General features: G+C 62.9%; 24 protein-coding genes. 5 read left to right on the top strand and 19 right to left on the bottom strand.

The features are described from left to right. Nucleotides 1-52: 52 nt before the first annotated feature. The 11 genes from P3T42_RS31910 to P3T42_RS31860 form a co-directional block, all read right to left on the bottom strand. Nucleotides 53-1,393 carry an MFS transporter gene (locus P3T42_RS31910; RefSeq protein ID WP_429308324.1) on the bottom strand — a complete coding sequence of 447 codons (1,341 nt, stop codon included), beginning with the start codon at nucleotides 1,391-1,393 and terminating at the stop codon, nucleotides 53-55. Between the two features lie 17 nt (nucleotides 1,394-1,410). Then, nucleotides 1,411-2,775, bottom strand: coding sequence for an MFS transporter (locus P3T42_RS31905; RefSeq protein ID WP_429308323.1), 1,365 nt, complete (start codon nucleotides 2,773-2,775; stop codon nucleotides 1,411-1,413). Between the two features lie 72 nt (nucleotides 2,776-2,847). Next, nucleotides 2,848-4,272: an FAD-binding oxidoreductase gene (locus tag P3T42_RS31900; RefSeq protein ID WP_074296439.1), complete on the bottom strand. Its 1,425-nt coding sequence runs from the start codon at nucleotides 4,270-4,272 to the stop codon at nucleotides 2,848-2,850. A gap of 47 nt (nucleotides 4,273-4,319) precedes the next feature. Beyond that, nucleotides 4,320-5,204 carry a dihydrodipicolinate synthase family protein gene (locus P3T42_RS31895; RefSeq protein WP_074296440.1) on the bottom strand — a complete coding sequence of 295 codons (885 nt, stop codon included), beginning with the start codon at nucleotides 5,202-5,204 and terminating at the stop codon, nucleotides 4,320-4,322. Nucleotides 5,205-5,407: 203 nt separating this feature from the next. Beyond that, nucleotides 5,408-6,103 (bottom strand): GntR family transcriptional regulator, encoded by a 696-nt coding sequence (locus tag P3T42_RS31890; RefSeq protein WP_143788328.1) that lies wholly within the window; start codon nucleotides 6,101-6,103, stop codon nucleotides 5,408-5,410. A gap of 135 nt (nucleotides 6,104-6,238) precedes the next feature. Next, a complete protein-coding gene (locus P3T42_RS31885) occupies nucleotides 6,239-6,460 on the bottom strand; it encodes an FmdB family zinc ribbon protein (RefSeq protein ID WP_429308322.1) in 222 nt (73 codons plus the stop codon). A 7-nt stretch (nucleotides 6,461-6,467) separates the two neighbouring features. After that, nucleotides 6,468-7,895 (bottom strand): dihydropyrimidinase, encoded by a 1,428-nt coding sequence (hydA, locus tag P3T42_RS31880; RefSeq protein ID WP_429308321.1) that lies wholly within the window; start codon nucleotides 7,893-7,895, stop codon nucleotides 6,468-6,470. Continuing rightward, complete coding sequence (locus tag P3T42_RS31875; RefSeq protein WP_074296443.1) at nucleotides 7,892-8,848, bottom strand: dihydrodipicolinate synthase family protein; 957 nt, start codon at nucleotides 8,846-8,848, stop codon at nucleotides 7,892-7,894. The genes hydA and P3T42_RS31875 overlap by 4 nt, the downstream gene beginning before the upstream one ends. Next, entirely contained in the window at nucleotides 8,845-10,017 is a 1,173-nt protein-coding gene (locus P3T42_RS31870; RefSeq protein WP_429308320.1) for an NAD(P)/FAD-dependent oxidoreductase, read from the bottom strand. Before P3T42_RS31870 ends, P3T42_RS31875 begins: the two co-directional genes overlap by 4 nt. Then, a complete protein-coding gene (locus P3T42_RS31865; RefSeq protein WP_429308319.1) occupies nucleotides 10,014-11,450 on the bottom strand; it encodes an FAD-dependent oxidoreductase in 1,437 nt (478 codons plus the stop codon). The genes P3T42_RS31870 and P3T42_RS31865 overlap by 4 nt, the downstream gene beginning before the upstream one ends. Next, complete coding sequence (locus P3T42_RS31860; RefSeq protein ID WP_429308318.1) at nucleotides 11,443-11,730, bottom strand: (2Fe-2S)-binding protein; 288 nt, start codon at nucleotides 11,728-11,730, stop codon at nucleotides 11,443-11,445. Before P3T42_RS31860 ends, P3T42_RS31865 begins: the two co-directional genes overlap by 8 nt. A gap of 169 nt (nucleotides 11,731-11,899) precedes the next feature. Between P3T42_RS31860 and P3T42_RS31855 the strand changes: the two genes are divergently transcribed. From P3T42_RS31855 to P3T42_RS31840, 4 genes are all read left to right on the top strand, one after another. After that, nucleotides 11,900-12,727 (top strand): transporter substrate-binding domain-containing protein, encoded by an 828-nt coding sequence (locus tag P3T42_RS31855; RefSeq protein WP_074296447.1) that lies wholly within the window; start codon nucleotides 11,900-11,902, stop codon nucleotides 12,725-12,727. Nucleotides 12,728-12,808: 81 nt separating this feature from the next. Beyond that, the gene (locus P3T42_RS31850; RefSeq protein WP_429308317.1) at nucleotides 12,809-13,477 is read left to right on the top strand and encodes an amino acid ABC transporter permease; all 669 of its coding nucleotides are present in this window, start codon (nucleotides 12,809-12,811) and stop codon (nucleotides 13,475-13,477) included. Next, nucleotides 13,477-14,166, top strand: a complete 690-nt coding sequence (locus P3T42_RS31845; RefSeq protein ID WP_074296449.1) for an amino acid ABC transporter permease — start codon at nucleotides 13,477-13,479, stop codon at nucleotides 14,164-14,166. The genes P3T42_RS31850 and P3T42_RS31845 overlap by 1 nt, the downstream gene beginning before the upstream one ends. Next, nucleotides 14,144-14,881 carry an amino acid ABC transporter ATP-binding protein gene (locus tag P3T42_RS31840; protein ID WP_074296450.1) on the top strand — a complete coding sequence of 246 codons (738 nt, stop codon included), beginning with the start codon at nucleotides 14,144-14,146 and terminating at the stop codon, nucleotides 14,879-14,881. Before P3T42_RS31845 ends, P3T42_RS31840 begins: the two co-directional genes overlap by 23 nt. A gap of 51 nt (nucleotides 14,882-14,932) precedes the next feature. Here P3T42_RS31840 and P3T42_RS31835 read toward each other — a convergent pair whose 3' ends face one another. The 3 genes from P3T42_RS31835 to P3T42_RS31825 all read right to left on the bottom strand — a co-directional run bounded on the left by P3T42_RS31835 (nucleotide 14,933) and on the right by P3T42_RS31825 (nucleotide 18,751). Further along, a complete protein-coding gene (locus tag P3T42_RS31835; RefSeq protein ID WP_429308316.1) occupies nucleotides 14,933-15,589 on the bottom strand; it encodes a GntR family transcriptional regulator in 657 nt (218 codons plus the stop codon). Nucleotides 15,590-15,690: 101 nt separating this feature from the next. Beyond that, a complete protein-coding gene (locus P3T42_RS31830) occupies nucleotides 15,691-16,635 on the bottom strand; it encodes an SMP-30/gluconolactonase/LRE family protein (protein WP_429308315.1) in 945 nt (314 codons plus the stop codon). Nucleotides 16,636-16,837: 202 nt separating this feature from the next. Continuing rightward, nucleotides 16,838-18,751 carry a glycoside hydrolase family 28 protein gene (locus P3T42_RS31825; RefSeq protein ID WP_429308360.1) on the bottom strand — a complete coding sequence of 638 codons (1,914 nt, stop codon included), beginning with the start codon at nucleotides 18,749-18,751 and terminating at the stop codon, nucleotides 16,838-16,840. A gap of 662 nt (nucleotides 18,752-19,413) precedes the next feature. Between P3T42_RS31825 and P3T42_RS31820 the strand changes: the two genes are divergently transcribed. Beyond that, nucleotides 19,414-20,226: an NAD-dependent epimerase/dehydratase family protein gene (locus tag P3T42_RS31820; protein ID WP_074296454.1), complete on the top strand. Its 813-nt coding sequence runs from the start codon at nucleotides 19,414-19,416 to the stop codon at nucleotides 20,224-20,226. Here P3T42_RS31820 and P3T42_RS31815 read toward each other — a convergent pair. The 5 genes from P3T42_RS31815 to P3T42_RS31795 all read right to left on the bottom strand — a co-directional run bounded on the left by P3T42_RS31815 (nucleotide 20,192) and on the right by P3T42_RS31795 (nucleotide 26,754). Next, on the bottom strand, nucleotides 20,192-21,823 hold the full coding sequence (locus P3T42_RS31815) for a methyl-accepting chemotaxis protein (protein WP_429308314.1): 1,632 nt from the start codon (nucleotides 21,821-21,823) through the stop codon (nucleotides 20,192-20,194). The genes P3T42_RS31820 and P3T42_RS31815 overlap by 35 nt on opposite strands. A 154-nt stretch (nucleotides 21,824-21,977) precedes the next feature. Beyond that, nucleotides 21,978-23,330 (bottom strand): TRAP transporter large permease, encoded by a 1,353-nt coding sequence (locus tag P3T42_RS31810; RefSeq protein WP_429308313.1) that lies wholly within the window; start codon nucleotides 23,328-23,330, stop codon nucleotides 21,978-21,980. Between the two features lie 6 nt (nucleotides 23,331-23,336). Beyond that, on the bottom strand, nucleotides 23,337-23,816 hold the full coding sequence (locus P3T42_RS31805; RefSeq protein WP_074296457.1) for a TRAP transporter small permease: 480 nt from the start codon (nucleotides 23,814-23,816) through the stop codon (nucleotides 23,337-23,339). 160 nt (nucleotides 23,817-23,976) lie between these two features. Then, nucleotides 23,977-24,969, bottom strand: coding sequence for a TRAP transporter substrate-binding protein (locus tag P3T42_RS31800; RefSeq protein WP_074296458.1), 993 nt, complete (start codon nucleotides 24,967-24,969; stop codon nucleotides 23,977-23,979). 573 nt (nucleotides 24,970-25,542) lie between these two features. Next, nucleotides 25,543-26,754: a porin gene (locus P3T42_RS31795; protein ID WP_429308312.1), complete on the bottom strand. Its 1,212-nt coding sequence runs from the start codon at nucleotides 26,752-26,754 to the stop codon at nucleotides 25,543-25,545. Between the last annotated feature and the right edge of the window lie 152 nt (nucleotides 26,755-26,906).

Genomic DNA, 26,906 nt, shown 5'->3' with positions numbered 1-26,906 from the left:
TCAGGAAAAATTTGCGTTGCGCGGCGCGCGCCCTGTGCAGCACGCCTTCGCGTTACGCGTGTGCATGCGCGCCTGCCGCGGCCGGTTCGTGCTCGGGAATCGGCTGGCGTACCAGCACCAGGTAGGCCAACGCCCCCACGAAGGCGATGCCTGCCGCCGTCAACAGCGCCGGCACGAACGACGCGCTCTGCGCGATGAAACCCGTCACGATCGGCGCCAGTGCGCCGCCGAGAAAACCGCCGAAGTTCTGGATCGCGCCCAGCGACGCGACCCGGCGAGGCGGCGCCGCAGCCGTCGCCAATGCCCACGACGAAGCCGACGCCGCATTCGCCAGAAAGATCACCACCGAAATGCAGGCGAGCGCAATCGTATTGCTCTCGACGAGCGCAGCCGGAATCGTGAAGGCCACCATGCCGAGCATCGCGATGACCACCGCGTTGCGCCGGCTCGCCACCGGCGAACCGCTGCGTTGCGTAATACGGTCGGAGAACCAGCCCGCCAGCAGCGAACCGATAAAGCCGCACAGGAACGGCACGGATGCCGCGAAGCCGGTGCGCAGCAGGCTCATGTGCCGCTCGATGGTCAGATAGCCGGGCAACCACGTCAGATAGACCCAGTTGAGATACACCGAGCCGAAGAAGCCGATCAGCATGCCCCACGTCGTCCGATACGCAAACAGGCCGCGCCATTCCGCAAAGCTGAGTTTAGGAGACGGAGTGCCGGACAGGTCCGCATCCGCGTCGAGGTAGCGGCGCTCGGCTTCGCTCATGCGTGAGCGGTCCGGATCGCGATAGAGCGCGAACCACACGAGCGCCACCACGAGACCCAGCGCGCCGGTCATGACAAAGGCCCAGCGCCAGTGGAACGACACCACGATCACCGACAGGCAGAGCGGCGCCAGCGCGGTGCCCAACGGCGAAGCCGCATTGAAAATGCCGGTGGGCATGCCGCGCGAGCGCAGCGGAAACCAGTTGCTCACCACCCGCGCCGCCGACGGATACTGCGGCGCTTCGCCGATCCCCAGCAGGATGCGAGCAATGACGAAGTAGCCGAAGCCCGACGCAAGGCCGCCGGCTGCCTGCGCGAGCGACCAGAGGATCAGCCCGAGGCCGAGCAACCGGCGCGGCCCGATGCGGTCGACGAGACCGCTCACCGGCAACTGGCACAGCGCATAACTCCACAGGAACGCCGACAGCAGCAGTCCCATTTGCCCGAGCGACAGGCCGAGGTCGGCGCGAATCAGCGGGTTGGCCACCGCGAGCGTGCCGCGGTCCAGGTAGTTGACGACGCCGCTGACCAGCAGCAGCGTCAGCGAGACCGTCTGCGCGCGGCGGATTCGCGGCGGTGCGGATTGCCCTGGCGGGTGCGATGGATTTGATGGGTTGTCGATCATCGTCGCCGGCGCGGTCGTCAGATCTTCGCGTGCAGCGGCTCGGCCGGCTTGGCCGGCTTACCCGGTTTGCCCGCACGACTATCGGCCTGCGCGGGACGCAGCATGGCAATCAGACATGCCGCGACGAGCCCGCTCGCGGCAAGCACATAGAGCCCCGCGGCGGGCGAATGAAACGACACCTCGGCCGCGTTCCTCACCGTGGGCGCAAAGAAGCCGCCGAGATTGCCGATAGCGTTGATCACCGCGAAGCCCCCCGCCGCCGCCGTGCCGCCCAGGTACGCCGCCGGGAAGGTCCAGAAGATCGGCTGAACGGTCATGATGCCCATGGTCACGAAGCAGAGCGCCACGATTGCCGCCACCGGACCCGTGTTGGCGGAGACCGCGAGGCCGCCCGCAATCGACAGCGCCGACAGCACCGCAAAGCCGCGCCGATATCCGGTGCGCACCGCAAAGCCCGGATAAAACGCGCCCGCGACAATCGCACAAGCCCACGGAATTGCCGATATCAAACCGACGTGCAGGCCCACCTTGACGTGCAGCAGCGCACTCACCTGGCTCGGCAGATAGAACGCCACGCCATAGCCGGCAATCTGGATCGAGAAATAGAGGATAGCGAAATGCAGGAGCTTGGGATCGGCTAGCGCGGCGCGGAAACTGGTCTTGCCCATCTGGAGTTTCTGCCGCTCTTCAGCGGCGAGAGTACGCGCGAGCGCTTGCGCTTCGTCGCGCGGCATCCAGGCCGCATCCTCGGGACGATTACACAGGTAGAAATAGCCCCAGACACCCACCAACGACGCCAGCAGTCCCTCGACGAGGAACATCAGTTGCCAGCCGTGCAGGCCGAACAGGCCATCGAGCTCCAGCAGATACCCCGAAAGCGGGCCACCCAGCATCAATGCCAGCGGCGAGCCGAAATAGAAGATCCCCATGATCTGTCCACGCGCGCGGGCGGGAAACCAGTACGTCATATAGAGGACCGCGCCAGGAAAGAGCCCCGCCTCAGCCGCGCCAAGAAAGAAGCGGATGAAGGAGAACAGCGAATCGCTCCTTGCATACGCCATGGCCGCCGAAATCAGTCCCCACGTGACCATGATGCGCGAGAGCCAGATGCGTGCGCCCACGCGATGCATCATCAGATTGCTTGGCACTTCGAAGAGTGCATAGGCGACAAAGAAAATCCCCGCGCCGAACGCGAACGCCGCGCTACTCACCCCCGTCGACGCCTGATAGGCCTGCTGCGCAAAACCGATGTTCGCGCGGTCCAGATAGGCCATCATGTACATCAGGATCAGAAACGGCACGATCCGCCATTTCGCACGCCGGATGGCGCGTTCCAGCAAAGCCTCTTCCTCCCCGTTGCCGGGGTTCAGGTTCGTCTCCATCTCGTCTCCTGTGTGTTCCCTTGTCGCCATACGACATCCGGTCTGGCGCCGGTGATCGTCGTAAGCGGGGATTCAGACTACCTTGCCCGGATTGAGCAGATTCTGCGGATCCAGCGCGGCCTTCAGGCGCCGCATCAATGCGAGTTCGGGTTCGCTGCGCGTGTACGGCAGCCATGCTTTCTTGGTGAGGCCAATGCCGTGTTCCGCGGAAATCGTGCCGCCGAATTGCTGCACGAGACTGTAGACAATGCCGGCGATCTCCTCTTTCGGTTGGGCAGACGCACCCGGCACGCAGGCGACGATGTGCAGGTTGCCGTCGCCGATGTGTCCATAGAACAGCGCGACCGCATTGGCAAAACGCGAGCGCAGGGCGGCGCCGCATGCGCTCACGTACTGGTCCATCGCCGCGACCGGCAAGCCGATGTCGAACGACTCGTGCGGCCCGAGCACCTGCGGAAATTCGGCGCAGGCATCGCGCACGCCCCAGAAGGCCTGCACGTCCGCGAGCGATTGCGCGAGCGCTGCATCGGCAAGCACGCCGGCTTCCATCTGGCGCGTGAGCCAGGTTTCGAAACGCGGCGCGTCGAACGCCTCATCCATGCCCTGGGCTTCGATCAGCACATAGCAGGCGTGCTCGCCGGCTAGCGGATTGCTCACGCCGGGCACGCGCTGCGTGACCGTGCGCCAGTAGTCCGGCCACATCACTTCGAATGCGGACAGGAGCGGGCCGAGGCCGCGCCGCGCGGCATTCAGCAACGCGATCAGCTTGTCGTAGCTTTCGACGGCGCACACAGCCGCCATCGTGCAACCCGGCTTGGGAAACAGACGCAGCACAATGCGCGTGATGATGCCGAGCGTCCCCTCGCTGCCGATAAACAGATGCTTGAGGTCGTACCCCGCGTTGTTCTTCAGCATCTTGTTGAGGTTGGTGACCACGCTGCCGTCGGGCAGCACGACTTCGAGTCCGAGCACCATCTCGCGCGCCATGCCGTAGCGGATCACGCGATTGCCGCCGGCGTTGGTCGAGAGATTGCCGCCGATCGCACACGACCCGCGCGCGCCGAGATCCAGCGGGATGAAGAAGCCGGCCTCGTCCGCCGCCTGCTGCACGGTCTGCAACGGCGTGCCGGCCCTGACCGTCATGGTCGCGGAGGCGGGATCGATTTCCTCGACCCCCACCATGCGTTCGAGCGATAAAGCCACCGCGCCTTCGACGGGTCGCGCCCCGCCGCACAGGCCGGTCAAGCCGCCTTGCGGCACGACCGCCACGCCATGCTGCGCGCAAATGCGCATGCCGGCGGCGACGCCCTCGGTGTCGGTGGGACGCAGGACGGCGAGCGGCCGAAGCGCGGAGAGTGTGCTCCAGTCTTTCTCGTTGCGCGCCGGAATGTCCTCACCGGTCAGCACCGCGGCGGCGCCGAGTGCCTCGCGCAAAGCCGCGAACAACGTCTGTGCCGCATCGCCGGCCTGCTCGGGCAGGCAGAGTTCGTGATCCATCTCGTCTCCTTCTTGTCCCCGGGTCGTGCGCGGGTTCGCAGTTGTATTTACAGCGCTGTGGCGGGACGCAACGAGCGCGGCAGTGAAGCCGCCGCCTCGGCGCCCGCGGGCACCAGCGGCGCCCTGACCCGGCGCCAGCCGTCATTGCCCTGGGACGCGGCAAGCCACGCCTTCAGAAGCGGAACGAAGGGCTGGCCCTGGACCGCGTGCAGGAGTTCCTTGAGAACGCCCGACTCCGGGTCCTCAGCACGCTGGTAGGACGCGAGGACCTGCTCCGGCGCGAGGTTCGCCAGCCCGCAGATCGATCCCGCGCCACCCGCCGCGCGGGCCCGGCCAATCGTGTCCTCGGCGCCCACATAGACCTTCAGGCCCGCATGCCGACGGATCAGCCCGAGCGAATGCTCGAGGCTCCCGCTGCTGTCCTTGATCCCGTCGATCACGCTGCCGTAGCGCTCGCGCAGCGTCGCGATGGCTTCGTCGTCGAAGCCCACGCCGGACACCTGGGGGATGTGATACAGGATGACGCGCAATTGCGGATCGCGGACCGCGTCGATCACCGACCCGATCGCGTCGGCCACGCCCGCGCTGCTGACACCCTTGAAGAAAAACGGCGGCAGCAGCAACACGCGCCGGCAACCCTGGTCAAGCGCATGCCGCGTCAATTGAACCGCGTCGCCGAGCGCGGCGGCGCCGGTGCCGACCACCAGCTCGCTGCTTTCGATCCCCCGTGCGAGCAGACCTTCAAGCGTGGCGCTCCGCTCGGCGACGGTGAACGACGGACCCTCGCCAGTGGTGCCGAACAACGTGATGCCATGCAGGCCGCGCCGCAGAAGCTCCGCGCAATGCTGCGCGAGCAGCGGCAGATCCACCCGGTTCGCCGCATCGAGCGGCGTCGTCACGGCTGCCAGGACGCCCTGTCCATCGAAAGACATACCCGTTTCCTCCCGTCATGCATAGGGCGGCCCGACGTCCGTCCGCCCCGCTCGCCATCGTCTCCGTTCAGCCTCATGACGCACCAAACTGTGACTGACATGTTAGTTAGAAATCAGTGGTCCGTCAAAGAAGAATTTGTGAGCCAGTGACGAGCCCGCTCCGCTGGGCCCTCTACCATGCGTTCCGGACGGCGCGCGTCCTGTCAGCCGAAGTTGCCCATCGACCGTTGGCGCGCGTTCTCGATATGCGTATTGAGCAGCTCGACGGCCTTTGCGACATCGCGCGCCTTGAACGCCGCGATCAGTTCGAGATGTTCGTACATGGTCGGCAGCACCACTTCCGGCTTCAGCACCACATGCTCCAGGCGAATCAGGCGAATGCGCAAACTGTTGACCCGATAGATGTTCGAGATGATTTCGTTGCCCATGGCGTCGATCATCATGTCGTGCAGCCCCCAGTCGACGGTCTGCGCGTCGTTGAGAAGACGGTCGTCGATTTTTTTAGCCAGCGCGCGGCGCACGATATCCCTGTGGGCCCGCTCGATCTTGTCCAGATCGGCGTCCGAGGCGGTGCGCGTGAAATTCGCCACCGCTTCGCGCTCAAGCACGAGACGCACCTGGAAGGCATTGCGGATCAGCCGCAGATCCACATGACAGACCTGCAGGCCGCGGTTCGGCACGGTCTTGATCAGCCCTTCGGCTTCGAGGCGCGGCACCATCTCGCGAATCGCGCCCAGCGGCATATCGGTCAGCAGCATCAGTTCGCGCTGCGAGACGAATTGCCCTGGGCGGATATTGGCGTTCAGGATTTGCTGCGTGAAATTTTCATAGGCGACGAGACGTAGCGATTTGCCCTGGGTCTCGTCCGGCTCGGTTTTTGCCGGTGCCATTGTGTTCATAGCCGGTCTCATGTACGTGTGAGTTGCACGCTAACATGTTAGCACGCACGCGGCGATCGGACTGGACAAGACGAACTACCTCAGCCGCACCTGATTGCAGTGCGGGCAGAGATTCACAGGGTCTTTTCGCCCGTCTCACAGGCAACACCGGCACCCCGTCCTGTGCCTCGCCAGGTACGCGCCGTCGTCGCTGGCTTCCTGATCGTCAGCATGCCTTATCAGTACCGGTAACCCATTCGGAATCCGCACTGCAGCCATGCCGCACCATGGGCACTCCGCCGGCAAATCGCGCGCGGCGACGCTGCGCATCTGATCGAACGCGCCGCATGCGTCACAACGATAGTCGTAGATCGGCATGATGGCGCTACCAGTGCGCGCCCAGTTCGCCACGCGGCACAAATTGTCCGTGTCCGGTGCCGCCCACCCACTCACCGTCGTCGATCAACAACTCGCCGCGCAGCAACACCTTCTTCACCCGTCCGGTCACCTGATGACCTTCGAATAACGTGAAGTCGCAATCGCTGTGCTGCGTGTCTGCGCGAATCGTATGCGCCTCACCCGGGTCGAACAGCACGATATCGGCGTCACTGCCGATCGCCAGCGTGCCTTTCTTCGGGAACAGCCCGAACAGTTTCGCGGGCGCCGTCGAGGTCAGCTCGACGAAACGGTTCAGCGAGATTCGACCTGTCCGCACGCCGCCGTCGTACACCACCGTCATGCGCGTTTCGACGCCCGGCACACCGTTTGGAATTTTCGAAAAGTCGTCGCGGCCAAGCGGCTTCTGGTTGACGTTGCCCCGATGTCCCTCCTTCATGCAGTAGGGACAATGATCGGTGGAAATGAGTTGCAGGTCGTCGGTTTTCAGCGCGGTCCATAGCGCGTTCTGCGCGTCTTTCGAGCGCAGCGGCGGACTCATGACATAGCGTGCGGTATCGAAACTTTCGTCGGCGTACGCCGAGTCGTCGAAGAACAGATAGTGCGGGCAGGTTTCCGCAAACACCGGAATACCGAGGTCGCGCGCTTCGATCACATGTTTCAGCGCCTCCTTGGCCGAAAGATGCACGAAGTACACCGGCGCTTCCGCGAGTTCCGCAAGCTTGATGCCGCGATGCGTCGCTTCGCCTTCCATGATGGCCGGGCGCGTGAGTGCGTGATAGCGCGGCGACGTATGACCTTGCGCGATCGCCTCGCGAATCAGCAGGTCGATCACCGTGCCGTTTTCGGCGTGCAACGCAATCATGCCGCCGTGCTGGCCGACCATGCGCATGGCCTGAAAGACCGAGGCGTCGTCCGACATGACGGTGCCCGGATACGCCATGAACATCTTGAAGCTCGACACCCCTTCGTGACGAATCGCGTATTGCATGTCGCCGAGTACGCTTTCGTCGACGTGCGTGACGATCACGTGGAACGCGTAGTCGATGCTGGCGACCGCAGCCGCTTTCGACTGCGCGCGGGCGATGGCATCGAGCGGGCTTGTGCCGGCGTTTTGCAGGGCAAAGTCGATGATCGTCGTGGTGCCGCCGAACGCGGCCGAGCGTGTACCGGAAGCGAAATTGTCGCAGGTCACCGAAGGGCCGAACGTATTCTCCATGTGCGTATGCGCATCGACGCCGCCGGGGAACACCAGCAGACCGCTCGCGTCGATCACACGGGTGTCCGGTCCCGCTTCAAGCTGCTGGCCGATACAGACAATGCGCTCACCCTGAATGACGATATCGGCAACGTAGTCGTCGACGGCCGTAATCAGGCGTCCGCCACGGATCAGGATGCGGGTCGGGGTGTGAGTCATGAATCGCTCCGTTCGGTGTCAGCGGCAAGCGCAAAAGAGAGTGCCTCTTCGAGGCGGCGGGTCTCCGCGGCGGACAGGCGCGGGATCGGCGGACGCATCGAAGGTTGCGGAAATTTTCCCAGAAGATGCAGACAGGCCTTCAGTCGCGCATTCGCATGCGAACCGGGGGCGGTGCCGTAAATGGCCTTTGCCAGCGGATACACATGGGCATGTAGCCGTTGCGCCTCGCGGAGTTCGCCGCACAGTACCGCCCGATACAGCGCGACGATCAACTCCGGCACCACGGCAGCGAGACTCACAAGGCTGCCTTCGGTCCCGATCGCGAAGCATGGGAACAGGTGTTCATCGCCTGACGCCATGACGGCCACATGCGGCGCAACATCTTTCGCGAGTCTGCGGTTGGCCTCGTAGGCGCCGGTTTCCCAGCTCCCTTCCTTGATCGCCACCACCTCCGGCAGGCTGACCAGCGCCGTCAGCATCTCCGGCGTGTAGGCCATCGCACCCGTGTTGACGCCCGCCTGGTACAGCATCATCGGCAAGCGTGCGTTCTCGTTGACGATCCGGTGATGCGCGACAACGGTTTCCAGATCGGTGGAAAGCGCCCACGAGTAAGGCGGAAACAGCAGTATCGCGTCGGCGCCCGCACGTTGTGCGTCGTCGGCATGCGTTTGGGCCTCGTAGCTGTCTTCCGAGTTGATACCCGCGACGATGATCGAGCGATCGCCGCAAACACTGCCGGCAATCTCCACCACACGCCGCTTTTCCTCTCGCGACAAGGCGACGTTCTCGCCGGCATGGCCGTTGATCAGCAGGCCGACAATTCCGTCGACCGCTGCCACGTCTTCGAGATGGCGCGCGAGCGCGGCCTCGTCCAGATGGCGGCCGTCTGCATCGAGCGGACACAGCGTGGCGGCATAGATGCCATTGAAGGGAGCGTCATGCGAGGGGATCATGGGGTCTGTTCTCGATGAGGGAGTTCGGGCGCGGCCGCAACGAGCCGCGCAGGATCGAACAACGGCAGCTCGGGCGTCTCGCCGAGCATCGTTTGAGCGAGCAGCTTGCCCATGTAGGGGCCGCTCGTGTAACCGGAGTGCACGCAGCCGATGACCCACGCATCGGCAAGGCCAGGCAGTGGGCCGATCATCGGCATGGCGTCGGCCGTCTCCGCTTCGAGCCCTAGCCAGATACGCGCCACACGCGCTTTGGCGAGTGCCGGGATCACATGTTGTGCGAGCCGCAAGTTGCCAGTGAGGTTTTGCGGAATGGTCTCGACGGGGCCGCGTGCGCGATCACCGACACCTTGCCAGCCGCCACCGATCAGCACCGTGCCGTTGGCAAACTGCTTCATCGACAGCAACCCGTTCGCAATGCTCAGCACCGAACGCATCACAGGCGGCATCCGTTCGGTGATGATCAACTGGTTCACCAGCGTCTTCACGGGAATGCGGACATCGAGCATGGCCAGCAGCGGTTCCAACCAGACGCCGCCCGCCATCACGAGGCGCGTGGCGTCGATCCGAATCGAGCCATCGTGGTTGTCGGGGCCATGCACCCGGTAGTGTCCATTGATCTGATCGATACGGGCAGCGGCCGTCTGCTCGAAGATCTGTACGCCGGCCGCACGCAGTGCGGCATGATAGGCGCGCCCCGTCAGATACGCGCTGGCGAAACCGTCGGTCCGGCAGAACGCGGCTTCGAGCATCGCGGGGTTGAGGCCGGGTTCGATCGCGAGCGCGGCGTCGCGCTCGAGCAGGTCGATCTGCGCGCCGTATTCGCGCCGTGCCGCAGCACGGGCCCGCAGCAGTTCACGTTCGGCTTCCGTAAAGGCGAGCGACAGTCCCGGCGCAGCGGTCGCGAGTACGCTCGAGCCAAGCCATTGATCGGTTTCCATCCACATCTGCCATGCCCGCATCGCGTAGGGGACCAAAGCGGCGCGTGTCATATGGAGCGTGAGCGTGCCCGCGTTCACCCCGGATGCAGCGCGACATAGCGCGTCGCGTTCAATGAGCGCCACACGCATGCCGCCACGCGCGAGGAACAACGCGGTGGTGCAGCCCATCACGCCGCCGCCGACGACGGCGGCATCGAAGGGGCCATGCACCGTTTGACCCGGCGTGCTCATAGCGGGGCCGCCTTCGGAATCGGGATATCGTCGTACGTGAACTCGCCGGTTAGCGCTTCGACCTCCACCGGACGCAACGGCGTGCGGGCGGAAAAGCATCCGACGCTTTCGCGCGACGCAGCGCCCACGCGCAGCATGAGCAGTTCACCCGCGACGTCGCCGCACGTGCGGCCCTGGCACGGGCCCATGCCGCAACGTGTCCACGCCTTGAGCTGGTTGAGCTCCTGTGCGCCGGCTTCGCATGCGGCGTCGATCTCGGCGCGTGTCACGTCCTCGCAACGGCACACGATGGTATCCGGTGCGATGCTGTCGACGTGACCGGTGCGCAGCGCCATCAGCTTTGCCATTGCATGTCCAAAGCGCGCTGCCTGCCGATGCGCCTTGCGCGCCAGCTCGGCGCGGCGCTTCAGGCGCGAGGGGTTCGAGGCGCCGAGATCGAGCGCGCACGCCAGCCCGGCCAGCACGCCATGTGTCGCCGCAGCGGCCGCACCCGCGATACCGGCACCGTCGCCGGCGACATACAGCAGAGGACGCGACGTGCGCCCGTCCTGATCGGCGACAGCGACCCACCCTCCCGCTGTACGCGAATAAACATGTCTCGCACGCAACAACCGGGTGATTTCGGTGGAAGGCGTGAGCCCGTGTCCCACGGCAACGCAATCGACGAGGACGGTTGTCTGTTTTCCGTCTATTGGGTGTCCGGCCGCCTCACAGGGCGCAAGCGTGGCGCGTAAGCGCTCGCCGGCCGGCTCGACACGAACGATCATGTGCCGCGCGAGGCGAGGCGTGCCGGCGCGGCGGATCGTGCGCCACCACTTTGCGCCTTGCCACAGCAGATCAGGACGTGCGAGCAGCGCGGGCACCGTACGTGCCCAGTCCACGGTACCGGCGAGGTCCGCAATCGCCTCGACCTTGCCGCCACCTTCAATGGTTTTCGCCGCCACGGCCGCGAGCAGCGGACCACATCCGGCGACGAGGGTCGAGCGGCCGGGCAGCATGCCTTGCGATTTCAGCAGGATCGTCGCAGCGGCGAGACCGATCACGCCTGGCGTCGTCCATCCTTCGAACGGCACGACCCGTTCGGTCGTCCCGGACGCCACGATCAACGCCCGTGCCGAGCAATGCACGGGGCCATGCGGACCGGTAGCGTCGACACGGTACTCGCCGGTCACCGCCCACACCGGATGGGCAAAGAAAGTCGTCACCGTGCTCGCAGCAAGTTCACGCCGCAGTGCGTCGCCAGCCTGCTGATCGGCGCCGCTGCCGGCGTCGATGCCGGCGCCGGGGCCATCTATGGGTGCGCGATAAACCTGGCCGCCGGCGCTGGGGTTTTCGTCGAACAACGCGACGCTTAGCCCGGTCGACGCTGCCGCCAGCGCCGCATTCGCGCCTGCCGGGCCCCCTCCGAGCACCACCACGTCGAATTCAGACATCGGCGCCGGTCTCCTGAACGGTTTCGATACGCAAGCCCTCGCTGACAGGCGTCTGGCAAGCGAGCACGCGGCGGCCGTCTACCATCACCAGACACTCCTGGCACGATCCCATCAGACAAAACATACCGCGCGCCTCTCGCAGACGCGGACTCACGCGCAACGCCTTCACGCCGGACGCGAACAGCGCGGCCGCGACGCTTTCGCCGGCGCGCGCTGTGAAGCGCCGGCCGTTGAAAAACAGCTCAATCGCACCCGCATGCTTCGAGTCGTGAATACGCATGGCGTCCTCTGCAGACATCGGCATCAACCTCGCTTGACAAGTAATTTAGGCGATGCTTTGATACTAACGTATACGATACGTATACGCAAAGTCGCCAAAAACAAACGGCGCCGCGAACGCCTCGATCCAGCACTTTCCACACCTTGACGTCCTCTCACGGAGTTACAGCATGAAACCCTCGATCATCCTGAGCCGCATGCTCGCCGTCGGCCTCGCAGCATGCGCGCTGCTCGGCTCACTCGATGCAAGCGCACGCACGCTGGACGAGATTCTCGCGTCGAAGAAGATCGTGTTCGGTATTAACCCGAACCTGCCGCCCCTCGGCACCTACGATGCGAAAAACAATATCGACGGCTTCGATGTGAGCATCGCGAAGAAGATTGCGGATTCGCTGGGCGTCAAGCTGGAAATCGTGCCAGTAGGATCGAACGACCGTGTGCCGTTTCTGATGGCCGACAAGATCGATGCGGTGATGGGTGGCATGACGCGCAACGCAGACCGGCTGAAAGTGATCGACTTCACGGACCCCGTGAACACCGAAGTGCTCGGCGTGCTGACCACCCAGGACAAGCCTTATAAAGACTGGACGCAACTGAACGACCCATCGGTGCGGCTCGTGCAGGTGCGCGGTACGACGCCGGTGAAACTGATCCAGGACAAGCTGCCCAAGGCGCAATTGCTGCTGCTGGATAACTATCCCGACGCGGTCCGCTCGATTGCGCAGGGCCGCTCCGACGCGCTGATCGACGTGCTCGATTTCATGCTGAGCTACACGAAAAACTATCCGACGAAATGGCGCGTGGTCGACGCACCGATCGAAGTGGATTACGACTGTATCGGTATCAAGAAAGGCAATACCGAGCTGACTGAGCGTTTGAACAAGGAAATCGGCATACTGCAAAAGAACGGTTTTGTGGCAGCGAGCTGGAAGAAATGGTTTGGCAGCCCGATGCTGTATGACCCGACTGCTGCGCCGCCGGTGGTTGCCGCGCAGTAACTTTGCTTCGTCACCGGCAGCGCGCGCCGCCGCATAGGGCGACGCGCGCTGCCTATCTTCGTTGCAAGGAGTGCTGATTCGATGACGCTACAGTTCGGGCCCATCCTCGAGCAATGGCCGTATCTGCTCGGTGGCGCGTGGCTCAGTCTTCAGATCGCGGTGCTGGCGTTCGCGTTCGGCATGCTGATCGGACTCGTCTGCGCGTCGCTCCTGCGCTACGGGCCGGTTTTTGTACGCCGCCTCGTTGGCGCGTATGTGAGCTTCGCGACCAATACGCCGCAGCTGGTGCAGATTTTCTTCCTGTTCTTCGCACTACCCGGAATCGGCATCACGTTATCGCCCTACACCGCGGTCCTGATTGGCGCCACGTTTAACGCGGGCGCTTACCTGTGCGAAATCCAGCGCGCCGGTTTCGCGTCGGTACGATGGGTGGAAATCGAAGCGGCCGAGGTGCTCGGCTTTTCGACGCCGCAGATCGTCCGGCATGTAATCTTTCCACACGTGATAAAGGTCATGTTTCCACCGCTGTCGAACCAGTTCATCGTGATGACGCTCGGCACTTCGATGGCATCGATCTTCGGTGTCGAGGAGCTCACGGGACGCACCTATAACATCAGTTCGCAGACCTACCTGTCTGTCGAAGCGTTTAGTGTGGCCGCGGTCATGTATATCGCCATCACGCTGCTGGCTACCTTCGCGCTGGCGATGTTCGGCCGTCACGTCTGCCGCGCGAAGATAAAGGTGTTCTGATGTTCGGCTCAACCCTGTCACAACTCACCCAGCTGTTCTCGTACTACAACGTACTATTGCTGCTCGAAGGGCTCGTCGCGACCTTCGTTCTGTCGGTGATCGGCTGCTTCGCGGGTTTCGTTTCGGGCTTCGTGGTGGCAATCTTGCGTGCGACGCGCTCACGCGCGATGGCGCCGGTGCGCGCGCTGATGTTCGCGTACTGCCTGCTGTTCCGGCGCGTGCCGTTTCTTGTCACCTTGATGCTGGTGTTTTTCGCGAGTCAGTCGATCAACGCCAACCTGTCGACCTTCACCGTTGCATTGATCAGCATATGCCTGATCGCCACGGCGTATCTCGGCGAGATCGTGCGCAGTGGTCTCGAATCGGTTCACGTCAACCAGTGGGAAGCCGCCAGCACGCTGAACTTCAGCCACCTGGAGACGCTGCGCTATGTGATCGTGCCGCAGGCGTGGCGCGTGATCTTGCCGCCCACTTTCGGCTTCTTCGTCATGTTCATCAAGGACACCGCGCTGGCTTCGCAAATCGGCGTGATGGAACTCACCTCGGCGGGAAAAGTGCTCAGTAACAAGGGCTTTTCCGCCACATTCGTGTACGGAACGGTGTTGGCGCTGTATTTCCTGATGTCGTATCCCCTGTCGCGCCTCGGTAAACGCCTGGAGAAAAATCTTGCCGCAACTCGAAATCGTTGACCTGAAGGCCTCCTACGGTCCGCACACAGTATTGGAGCGCATCAATCTGTCCGTCGAGAAGGGCGAGATAGTCAGCCTGATCGGGCCTTCCGGCTCGGGCAAGAGTACCTTACTACGCGTCTTGATGGGGCTGCTGTTGCCCGAGGATGGCAGTGTGCGCCTGAACGGCAGCGAGGTGAACTACGCGGACCGGGCAGCCGTCCGTGCACTGCGCTCGGATATCGCGATTGTGTTCCAGCAGTACAACCTGTTCCAGAACATGACCGTGATCGACAACGTGATGATCACGCCGACCAGGATCAAACGATGGCCGCGTGCCGAGGTCGAGCAGAATGCGATCAATCTGCTGACCCGCGTCGGTCTTGCGCATCGCTTGCATGCCTACCCTGACCAATTGTCGGGCGGTCAGCAACAGCGTGTCGCAATCGCACGGGCGCTCGCGTTGAAACCAAAGGTGTTGTTGCTCGATGAAGTCACCGCCGCGCTCGACCCTGAACTCGTCAATGAAGTGCTCGACACGATCCGCGAACTCGCGTCGGACGGCATCACGATGTTTATCGTCTCGCACGAAATGGGCTTCGTGCGCGAGGTGTCGTCAAAGGTGGTGTTCATGGCGGGCGGCCACGTGATCGAAACCGGGACACCGCAGCAGGTACTCGATGCGCCGCAGGAAGCGCGCACGCGTGAGTTTGTTGGAAAGATTCTGCGCCACTGATAGCCCCGCTCAGGCACCGGCGCGCGGCGGAATGTTTCCGCGCCCACGCCGTCAGCTATAGGTGCCTTCGGCTAGCCGGTCGAGCACAAAGCGGCGCAAATTCTGCAGATGCTTGCGGACGGCGGCGCGCGCCGCCTCTGCGTCGTCCGCCAGATACGCTTCGAGAATCGCCAGATGTTCTGCGCGATCTTCTTCGATGCGATTGAACGGCGTGATCAATTCAAACAGGCGGCTGTTGGTGCGCACCAGATCGATGGTATGGGCGAGCACGTCGTTGCCGCTGGCGCGCGCCATCATGGTGTGGACCTGATCGTCGATCTGCCAGTGAGCCTGTTCCTGCTGGCCGCTGCTCAATGCCTTGATCTTCTTGACCAACTGCTGAACCAGCTTCTTGTCGATCTTGCCGATAGCGAGGCCGATCGCCTCCGCTTCGAGCAGTTCGCGCACTTTCATGGCCTGAAAGTACTCCTGGGCACTGACAAAACGCACCGAATACGAGCGCGCCCCTGCTCGCACCAGCAACCCCTCGCCTTCGAGACGCAGCAGGGCCTCGCGCATCGGCGTGCGAGAGATGTTGAGTTCCTCGGCAAGCCGCCCCTCGACGACCGGACCACCGCTGCGTAAAGCCTTGTCCAGGATCATGCGGCGTAGCGTCTGATAGGCCAGCTCGCCGAGTTTCTCGGGACTGGAGGTGGAATTAGTGTTCACGCGATCTCGCTGAAGTTATATGTTGAGTATACGAACTGTATGCGCATACGCAAGTCTACCCGTCGATCGCGGCGCCCGTAAGGGCAGTCGTTCAGAAGGCGTCAGAACACCCCGCCATAGGCCGTCTCCGCACACCCCGTCACGCCGGGGCGCACCGCAAACACATGTCCATCGCTTTCGTTCGCGCCTGCATCCGGGCGGATCGTCGTGATGAACAGCGTGTCGAGCGCACGGCCGCCGAATGCGCACATCGAAGGCTTCATGGCCGGCAATTCGATTTGCCGGTCCAGCTTGCCCTGCGGCGTGAAACGCAGCACCCGGCCCGCGTCGTTGGCGCAGATCCAGTAGCAGCCGTCGGCGTCCATCGCCGCGCCGTCGGGGCGGCCCACGTAGTGATGCAGGTCGGCGAACAGACGCCGGTTGTGCGGCTCGCCCGTTTGACCGTCGTAGTCGAATGCCCAGATAAGGCGTTGCGACGTATGCGAATCCGAGAGATACATGGTGGCGCCATCCGGCGACCAGGCGAGGCCATTCTGCACGATCAAGCCGTCGATGACCGGCGCCGACAATGTGCCCTGCGTATCGAAGCGGAACAATTCGCCAGCCGGTCGCGCAGTGGGATTGTCCTGCACCATCGTGCCCGCCCAGAAACGCCCCTGACGGTCGCAACGGCCGTCGTTAAAGCGCATGTCCGGCAGCGGGAACGCCGGCGCGGCCAGCTTGCGCACGTGGGCCTGAAGCGGCGCCGTGCCGGCGGTTTCACCCGCCGCGCCAGGTTCGGGCAGCGTCACGGAGAACAGGCCCGTTTCGAGGCCGGCCAGCAGGCCGCCTGCGCTTCCGAAGGCGAGGCAGGCCACGCGCTCCGGCAGCACCCATTCGGCTCGCACACCGGACTTGACATGCAGGCGGATAATCTTCCGCGCCACAATATCGACCCAATAGAAAGCGCCTTCTACCGCGTGCCAGATTGGGCTTTCGCCAACCGTCGCCGGCACGGCGCCCGCCGCTTCCACCCGTTCCGCACGAAGGCTCGCTGCTGCGCTCATGGGTTCGCCTCCGTCGGACCTGCAAACGTCACGCACAGGGTGCACCAACCCGCTTCGATGCCGCTACGCATCGCTTCATCCCGACTCATCTGCTGCTCCTTCATAGAGTCGGGGACGAGACCGGCAATACCGCGCATCCACACTGCGCCGCATGCCCTTCCCGTCCCCGTGACGTCAACCTGTTATGCGTGTCATCTCGTGACTAGCGCTGGTCGACGATCGTCGTGTTGTACGTCTTGCCGCCAATGATGACATTGTTCAACTGAATGCCGTTGACGTTGTACGCGTAAATCGGCCCCGGCGTGGTCGCGCTTGCTGTGCCGTTGTTCACCGGCGTGCCGAGGTTGCAGTTCGAGATCGTGACACCGGTGATCGCCGGAATCGCAGGCGTGGGTGCGGGGCCGTTGTAGTCGAAGCCGACCGGCCCTTGCGCCACAATGGCCTGAAAGCACGAGGCCGAAGTGCCGTTCAGCGTCACGTCGGTCACCTGCACGTTCGAGATGTTCACGTTCTGCACGACCGGCGGACTTTCGCGCACGGCATCGCCAGCCGGATCATAGTCGCAATCGAAGGTAATCAGGCCGCCCTGCGACGCGGACGGATTGCCCGCCGTCGACGTGACCACGCCGAGCGGCACCGTACTGTTGATGGGACTGCCCGCGAGCAGCGAACTGCCATAGCCCGAGCCGGTGAGATTGACGCCATTGGGCAGCGTGACCGTATCGACGTAGAAGTTCTTCACGAAGCCGCCGCGATTCATGTTCGTCTTGATGCGAATCGCGATGTTCAGCGGATTGGTGGCCCAGTTCTGGTTGAGCATCTGCAGATTGCGCGCGTAGACGTTCTGCACGCCGCCACTCATTTCGCTGCCGAGCGTGATGCCGCCGTGTCCGCTGTTCATCGTGCAGTTCTGCACGACGATGTTCTGCGAGGGACCGTATTCGGTATCGAGCGCCTTGCCCGATTTGATCGCAATGCAGTCGTCCCCTGTGTTGAACTTGACCGTATCGCACAGCACGTTGCTGCAGGCATCGGGGTCGAAGCCGTCGTTGTTCGGTCCGATGCTGTCGGCGAACACGCCGCGAATCACGACGTTGGTGCAATCGGTTGGGTGATGCTGCCAGAACGGCGTGTTGTTGGTGTGGTAGTTCTCCATCAGCACGTTCGTGCAGCCGATGAACTCCACCATGCATGGCCGCAGATAGTGCCCAAGGCCGAAGACACGCTGCGCAACCGGCACGCCTGCCTCGGACAACGCCGGCAGGTAGTTCTGATCCTGCTGCCAGGGTGTGGTCGGGCTGGTCAACAGCGCGTACAGCGCGTCGGAGATGTTGGGTGCAACCGTCTTCAGGTCCACGTTGTTCGGATTCGCATAGGCCTGCGAGGGGGTCGTCGAACCCGCGCAGCCGTACTCCCCTTTCGAACCCTTGTAGGTCCACCAGCAGGTGCTCGTGTTGCCGCTGCCGGCAAACGGCGTCATGGCCTGGCCGTTCAGGACCGAGGTGGTGTCTTCGCCGGTAATCGCGATCTTGGTCTGATTGCGGGCATAGATGGGTGCGCCGAAATTCAGGCAATCGTTTGCCTGCCAGCGGCTATAAAACAGTTTGCCGTTCGCGCCGCAGTTGACCGGACCGTCCTTGGCGTAGTCCGCGGGATTCGGGCTGAAGTAGATCGTGCAGTTGCTGCTCAGGTGAAAATTGACGTTGCTCAGGAGGACGATAGGCCCCGCGCAATACCAGTTGCCCGACGGCACCACCACCCGGCCGCCGCCCGCCGCATTGCAGGCCTGAATGGCGGCGAGGAATGCAGGCCGCGAATCGAATGCGCCGGCGGCGTTGGTCTGGGTCGCGCCCGGACTCGTGGGCGAAGTCGTGCCCGTGTACGGATTGGTTGCGGCCACAACCGAACAGGTCTGCGCGCCGTAACTGGTCACAGTGAAGTCCACACTCGGGAACATCGACTGCGTGATGCCCTGCAATGAATTGACGATCAGGGTGGCGGCGCCGACCGTCCCCCAGATGGGATCGAGGGCGCCCGGCGCGGCGTCCACGCCACCGCCGCAGCCCGGCAGCGTGCCCAACAGGGTTGCCCCTGCGGATGCGCCCGCAAAGACCATGAAAGCACGGCGCCCGGGTGAACCCGGCTCGCCGTCATGACCGCTGCCCTTCCTCGCACGTTCACCGACGTTTCTGTTGCGCGTTGCCACAATTGCCTCCTGATGTTTTTCTGGTTCTATGACCGGTTTCTGATCGATGTCCTGACCCGGCGAGCGTCGGTCGCGAGACCGCTACAGAGGCGCCGCTCGAACTTCAGACGGCTCGCCCCATGTCGCACAGGGTCTCAAGCATTGTTGTTATACAACGCAATAGATGTCAAGCCATGACGTAAGGCCGCACGGGACGCCACTCAGGCGGGATACCGTGGAGGCGAAAGATCGCGATGCGCCCATCACGCTATATAGATTGGGATCTCTGAGGTGAGGCTCAGTATTTGAAGCACCTAAAAAGGAGGCAACCCGATCTGTCGATGCCAGGGAAACTCCTGACCCAAACGTCATTTGCTTGACAACTTTTGAACGAATCGACATGATTGCCGGACACAATCGATGAAGCTGCGCCCACGCCCACGGCGAGTCCTGGCGAGTGGCTCAGCAAGCCGCCTCTTTGCGCGCGCCAGGCCGCCGAAGTTCAAACGGATGGCGAGCGCCTCCCCGCGAAGCACCGGACGCCTCACCGGCAGTCCCCGCTTTACTAACACCTCTCGTTAAGGATGAGACCCGTGAAAAAAATTGCATTGAGCGGCGCAGGCGGCCAGCTTGGCCGCGTGTTGCGCAAAGCCCTGCTCGAGCGCGGCGCGAACCTGCGTTCGGCAGCGGGCTCGCGCCCGCTGGAGCCGATCGTCGACGGCGAAGATGTCATGCATGGCGACCTGCGCGACCCGGCCGTGGTCGACCGTCTGCTGGAAGGCGTGGACGTGCTGATCCACATGGCGGGCACCAGCGTCGAGCGTCCGCTGCCGGAAATCATCGAGAACAACCTGCGCGGGCTTGTCGAAGTGTATGAAGGCGCGCGCCGCCACGGCGTCGGCCGCGTCATCTTTGCGAGTTCCAACCACGCCATCGGCATGCATCCGGTCGAAGACAAGCTCACGCTCGACTGCGATTTCCGTCCCGACGGTTTTTACGGTCTGAGCAAGGTGTGGGGCGAGGCGCTTGGCCGTCTCTACTGGGACAAGCACGGCATCGAGAGCGTGTGCATCCGCATCGGCAGTTGCATCGAAAAGCCCACGGAGTTCCGCCATCTCAGCACATGGCTCGGTTTCGAAGATCTGCTGCAGTTGATCGAGCAGTCGGTGAACGTGCCCGATCTCGGCTATCAGGTGGTGTGGGGCGTGTCGAACAACACGCGCAGCTACTGGGACAATGCCGGCGCTGCACGCCTCGGTTATCAGCCGCGCCAGAACGCCGAAGACTACGCTGCGGAGATTCTCGCCCAAACCAATCCGCTCGATGCCACCGCCCAGCAGTATCAAGGCGGCAGCTTCGCCAGCTTCGATTTCACACCGCCGGAGCGTAGGAATCCGAAGCGCTAATGCGCCTGTGGAGGTGATGAGGCTCCGGGCGGGAGATTGACGGAGCCTCTTCCTCCAGACGGAACACAGCAACCGCATCGCGCAACACCGACGCCTGCTCCTCCAGCGACTTCGCGGCAGCCGCTGCCTCCTCGACAAGCGCCACATTATTCTGCGTGACGTCGTCGATCCGGCTGATGGCCTGATTGACCTGCTCGATGCCCGAGCGTTGCTCCTGCGCCGCCGCCTCGAGTTCGACCATGATGCCGGTCACGCGCTCCACCGCGCGCATCGCCTCGTTCATCGTGCCGCCCGCCTGCGCCACCAGCGAGGCGCCTTGCTCGACCTGCGCGGCCGACGCGCTGAGCAGGTCCTTGATCTCCTTGGCCGCCGTTGCCGAGCGCTGGGCGAGGCTGCGCACTTCCGAGGCCACCACTGCGAAGCCGCGTCCCTGCTCGCCGGCACGGGCCGCTTCGACGGCCGCATTCAGCGAGAGGATGTTGGTCTGGAAAGCGATGCCTTCGATCATGCCGATAATCTCGCTCACCTTGCGCGACGACATCGTGATGTCGTCCATCGTCTCGATCACGCGCTTGACGACCGCACCGCCGCGCGTGACGGTCTCCAGTGCGCCATGCGCGAGCCGGTTCGCTTCCTGGGCGTGATCGGCGTTCTGCTTCACGGTTGACGACAGCTCTTCGATGGTCGCGGCCGTTCGCTCCAGTGAAGCGGCCTGCTGTTCGGTGCGGCCGGAGAGATCGAGATTGCCCTCGGCGATTTCCTTCACACCGTGCGCGATTACGCCGGCGCTGCCTCGCACCTTCGACACGGTATCGGCCAGTTCAGCACGCATCTGCTTTAGCGCGCCGAGCAATTGGCCCATTTCGTTGCGGGAGTCGTCTTCGATCGAGCCAGTCAAATCCCCGGCAGCAATGCGGCCGAAATGCACGATGGCCCGGTCAACCGGTTTGACTAAAGCCGCCGTCAACATCGCCCGCGCGAACAGCGAAATCAGGATCGCGGCGGCGCCGATGCCCGCAAACAGCAGAACGGAGACTCTGAACCGATGCGTCATCGCCTCCGCGCCGCGGCGCTGCGTGTCCGATTGCAAACGCTCGAGCGCGTCGATGGCTTTCGCGTAGACCTGGTAGCTGCGATCCGCGGTATCGCCCTGAATCGTGCGGAAGGTGTTGAAGTCGTCGTCGACGAGCGCCTTGTATTCCGGCTCGATGGCCTGATTGACGAGTGCCGCACGGGCCTCGCCTACTGTCTGCGCGAGCTGACGTTCTTCGTCACTCGCAAACGGGCCATTGGCATAGACCTGGAAGTCCGCATTCGATTCGCGCAGCATCTGCTCCGCGCCTGCCAGCAGACCGTCCGTCGGCTTGCCGACATGAAACAGGATCTCGAAGCTGCCCAGCGCGAGCCGCGCCTTCAGCAATTTCTCGGAGCTTGCGTTAAGCGATGCGAGCGCAGCCGAGCTGCGCTGCGCGTCCTGGAAGCCGTCAATCGACTGTTTGAGCGCGCCGTAGCCCACGCCGATCACGGTCATGAGAAACGCCACGAAGATGCAAACGACCAGCGTCAAGCCCGTGCGTATTCTGATGTTATTGAGCATGCTGTCCCCGATGTCTTTGGCGCTATCGTTGTTGATGTCTCTGGCAACATCGCCGGCGGTCTGGTGCCGCCCTGCAACAGAACCCGGCCAGGCGGGTTCTGTGTGTTCAAGCCACTGCCACTGCTACTGCTCTAGTGCTATTTTCCGAACCGGATCAATAGACCGGGTGGCCGTTGATCAGGCTGGGCAACCAGGTGGAAAACATCGGCACGTAGGTGACGATATTGATCGCGCTGAAAATGGCCAGGTAGTACGGCCAGGCAATCTTGGTGGTCTCCCCGATCGACACTTCACCGATCGCGCAACCGATGAACTGCACCGAGCCAATGGGCGGATGCACCAGCCCCAGCGAACAGTTCAGCAGGATCATGATGCCGAACTGCACCGGGCCCACGCCGTAGTGCATCGCCATGGGCAGGAATAGCGGCGTCGTGATCAGGATGTGCGCCGCCATGTCGACGAACGTGCCCAGAAACACCTGGAGGATGTTGATGTACAGCAGCATCAGCCAGGGGATGGTCGTCGCGTGTTCGAGCAGGTGTTGAATCGCGTCCGGAATTTCCAGGTAGGCCATCTGGAAGCGCAGCATGTTCGACACGCCGATCAGCAGCAGCACCACGCCGGTGGTCCGGGTCGCACGGGCCAGCGCCGTCGCAAGCTTCCCGAGCGTCATCGTGCGATACACGACGAAGGTCAGCACCAGCGAGTAAGCTACCGCAATCGCCGCGGCCTCGGTCGCCGTTGCGATCCCCTTGGCCACGCAGGTCAGGATGATCAGGATCACCAACAACCCCGGCAACGCACCCACGAAGGTCCGCGCCACGGTCAACCAGCCGGGAAATTTCGGCAGTTCGGTCGAGCCGTCGGCACGGCGCGGGAACTTGTAGCGAACCGCTTGCCAGTAGGCGGCGAGCAACACGAAGCCCATTACCCACAGCACCGGCACCAGTCCGGAGAACAGCAGGTCGCCGATCGACACGCCGCTCACCGACTGCCCCGCCACGATCCCCGTGATGCCCTGTGCTGCAAGCGCGTAGATGATCATGTTGGTGGAGGTGGGCATCAGCGCACCGGCAAGCGAGGCATGGGTCGTCACGTTGACCGCATAGGCCGCGCTATAGCCTTCGCGCTTCATCAGCGGAATCACCACGCCGCCCATCGCCGAGGTATCGGCGGTCGGCGAACCGGATACGCCGCCGAACAAGGTACAGGCGACGACGTTAGCCATGCCGAGCCCACCGCGGAAATGCCCTACCGTGGCTTGTGCAAAGCGCAGGATGCGGTCGGCGATGCCGCCGTGCAACATCAGCTCGCCGGAGAGAATGAAGAACGGCACTGCGAGGAACGAAAAGGCGTTGATGCCCGAGACCATTGACTGGATGGCCGTTGCCGCCGGTAGACCTTCATGCAGGTAAGTGAGGATGCAGGACAGCCCCAGCGCAAAGGAAACGGGAACCCCAAGTACGAGGAAGACAAGAAAACTGATAGTTAGAATCGCAAGTTCCATGATTGCTCACGCCCGCTTCTGCGCGAAGAGGTCCACTAGATGTTCGATTGAAAAGAGAATGGTGCAGGCGCTGGCCAGGAATGGAATCGCGTAACGAACGGCTTCCGGCAAACCCAGGATGGGGATCTGGTCGTCGATCGTGGTGGCCGCCATATTGGCCGCGCCGAAGCAGACCGCAACCGAGAAAGCGATCACGCACAGTTGCTGAAACACCGCCATCGCAACCTGGCCTTTGGGCGGCAGTTTCTTGACCAGCGAATCGAGGCCGATATGACCGCCGTCGCGCACCTTCAGCGCAGCGCCGAAGAACGCGATCACCAGCACCATCAGCAGGCCGACCGGTTCGACATAGTCGGGGGCGTCGTTGAAGATGTAGCGCATCACCACGCTGTACATCACCAGCACCACCAGCACAGCGAGGCAAATCGACGCCACCACTGTCGCCACGCGGGCAAGAACCCTGAGCGGGCATTTCACGAAGTTCATCTATCTCTTCCTCGTACAAAACAGCGCAGCCGTGACTCCCCACACGAACCTGCCGGTACACCGGGTTGGGCTCGCTGCCGAGTCCAACACAAACGACGAACGCCGGAAACCTTGAGATTGCTCCGCAAGGATTTCCGGCTGGACTAGCGATGGGGATGGCTTACTGGATCGCCTGGATCTCGGTGACGATCTGCTTCATTTCAGGGGTTTTTTCATACTTCGCCCAGACCGGTTGCATGGCCTTCACGAAGGCTGCACGATCGATCTGCGAAGCGGGCGTGATCGTCACGCCTGCCTTGGTCACCGTCTGGACGCCCTCGGCTTCCTTCGCGGTCCACAATTTCACGTAGTACGGCACCGAGTCGGCCGCAGCCTTGCGGATGGCCGTCTGTTCCTGCGGCGTCAGCGTGTCCCATACCTTCTTGGAGAACACCAGCACTTCCGGTGTCATCGAATGTTCGGTTTCGGAGAATTGCGTCGCCACTTCGTAATGCTTGGTTTCGACGTACGACGGCATGTTGTTCTCGGCCGCGTCGACCAGACCGGTCTTCAGCCCCGTATAGACTTCCGCGAACGGCATCGGCGTGGGTGTGCCGCCCATGGCCTTGATTTCGTCAACCATCAGGTCGGACGGTTGCACGCGCACCTTGAGGCCCTTCATGTCGGCCGGCGAGTGAATCGCTTTCTTGGCGTAGATCGAACGCGCGCCGCTCTCGTAGAACGTCAGCGCAATCATGCCCTTCGCTGCGAAAGCGTCGAGAATCTTCTGGCCTTCCGGACCGTACATGACCTTGCGGAACTGGTTGACGTCGCGGAACAGGAACGGCAGCGACGGAATCATCGACTCGGGAACGATGTCGTTGAAGGCCGCGGCGTTGGCGCGCACCATGTCGATCGCACCGATACGCACCTGGTCGATCGTGTCGTTTTCCGAACCGAGCGCGCTGTTGCTGAAGACCTTCACAGTATCCGCGCCGTTGGTCTCCTTGGACAGTTCGTCGCCCATATACTTGAGCGCCAGGACGGTCGGGAAGGTGTCGCTATGGACGTCGGCCACACGGAAGGTGTGGGCTTGCGCGGCGCCTGCGCTCAAGGCGAGAACCGAGGCGGCAACCAGCATCGAGATACCGGACAGGGCGAAATTTTTTTTCATCTGTGATCTCCTCAAAATTGTTTCATCAAGTGCGCAATCGGTGCGGCCAGCCCCTCCCCGATTTACAACTTAGCACAAGCCGCCATGTTGTAAGACAAGATGTGATTGTATAAATATCTCACCCGCTTGCGGCCTAGGACATACCCGTAGGCGGGATAGGTCGTAGAGATACAAGAAGATGGGGTTTTACAGCTTCCCGGCGAGGCTGGCCGGGGCTGCGGGACGGTTAGCCGGCGTCCGATATTTGCTTGATAAGATGGGGATTCGGCCGCGATGATGTCTTACACATCGGCGTCTGGGCCGGCGGTTGCCCGCCATAACAGGCTTTACAGAAGTTGAATTGGCACTCGTGCCGTCGACGGGCGGCACAGGCTTCTTTTTCACGGGTCTCGCTCCACATGCCATGTCTGGCGCGTCTCCAGACCCGGCAATTCAAACTGCCTCGAACAGCGCCTGACCTGTCGATTAACCGTCAATACGTAAGCATGACTAAATAATTGACAGGACCGAGTAAGATTCGGCGCGATAGCGGGGACGTCGAAAAAACGCCCCCGCCATCAAGCTGCTACTGCATCAGAACTGGTGATTGATACCGATCGTCGCCGCGAACTGGCTGCGGCTCGATGCAGCGGACTGTTCGCCGATCGCTGCCGTGGCGGTGACCACCTTGCCGCCGTTGATCGTCTGGCCGTTGGCGCGCTCGTACGCTTCCAGCACGTAGATACGGGTGCGCTTGGACAGGTTGTAGAGCTCGGTCAGGTTGATCTGTTGATAGCTCGCAGCATCCTGGACACCGTTCGCCTGGGTCGCACGCGTGTAGCTATAGCCTGCTGCGAAGTCCCACGACACCACCGGACGGTAGTGGAGCACGGCGCCGCCGGTGTTGAAGATGGCGGTCGTCGAGAAACCGGAATTCGGGCCGGCGATGTATTGCACATTCGAATACGACGCCGAGACATCCCATTGCGAGTTGAACTGATAGCCGCCCGTCACCGCGAAGCGCTGTTGCGCCGCTGCGTTCTGGTAACCGTTCGTGATGCTCGATTCACCCTGCTCGCCCGTGCCCGAATACGCCGTGGAGCTGGAGCTCCATGCGCCGCCGCCTTCGGTCGCATTGTTAAAGCGCGCGAAACCGACGCCGATGCCCGCGGCACCCGCCAGATACTGCGCACCCACGCTCCAGGACGAGCCCAGATTGGTGCTGCCCGCCACGCCACCCAGTGCATACATGCCGCTCAGCTTCAGGCCGCCAAAGGTCGGCGTCGTGTAGACGAGCGAGTTGTTGACGCGGTAGTCGGTATCGAGGGCGTCGAGGTCGCCCGGGTGAGCGCCGTATGCGCCGGTCAGCCACGGCGTCGGGCCGTACTGCGCGAGCATGTTGTAGTAAGGCGTGTACTGGCGGCCGGCCGTGAAGGTACCGTAGGTGTCGTTGCTCAGGCCTACCCAGGAAGCGCGGCTGAACATCAGGCCCGACTTGCTTTCTGCGCCGGTGTCGGCGTTGAAGCCTTCTTCGAGCTGGAAGATCGCCTTCGTGCCGCCGCCGAGATCTTCGCTACCCTTGAACCCGAAGCGCTCGCCGCCCCAGACCCCTTCGATCATCTTGAACACCGATTGACCGCCCTTCGTTGCGCCCGTCGAAGGCGCCTGGCTGCTCAGATAACCGATGCCGGTATCGATCACCCCGTAGAGGGTCACGCTGCTCTGCGCGAAGGCTCCGCCCGTAGCGAGCATGGCCGCCACGCCGGCAACGGCCAGCTTGGCTTCTTTGTGGTAACGCTTTTTCATCAGATCGTCCTTTGTTGTCATTGGAGTTATGGCGGCACGTTATGCCGCACGAAATTGCCTGGCCGCCATCGGGCACCCAGTATTCGCTCTCGTTGACGCACATCCGCCGGTAAGTCGATCGGCACGATATGCAGTCCTTATCGTAGGTTTCG

Source organism: Paraburkholderia sp. GAS38 (genome assembly GCF_050434965.1).
Taxonomy (GTDB): domain Bacteria; phylum Pseudomonadota; class Gammaproteobacteria; order Burkholderiales; family Burkholderiaceae; genus Paraburkholderia; species Paraburkholderia phenazinium_A.
Note: the sequence above shows the minus strand (reverse complement) of the source record. Positions and strands in the feature narration are given on the sequence as shown.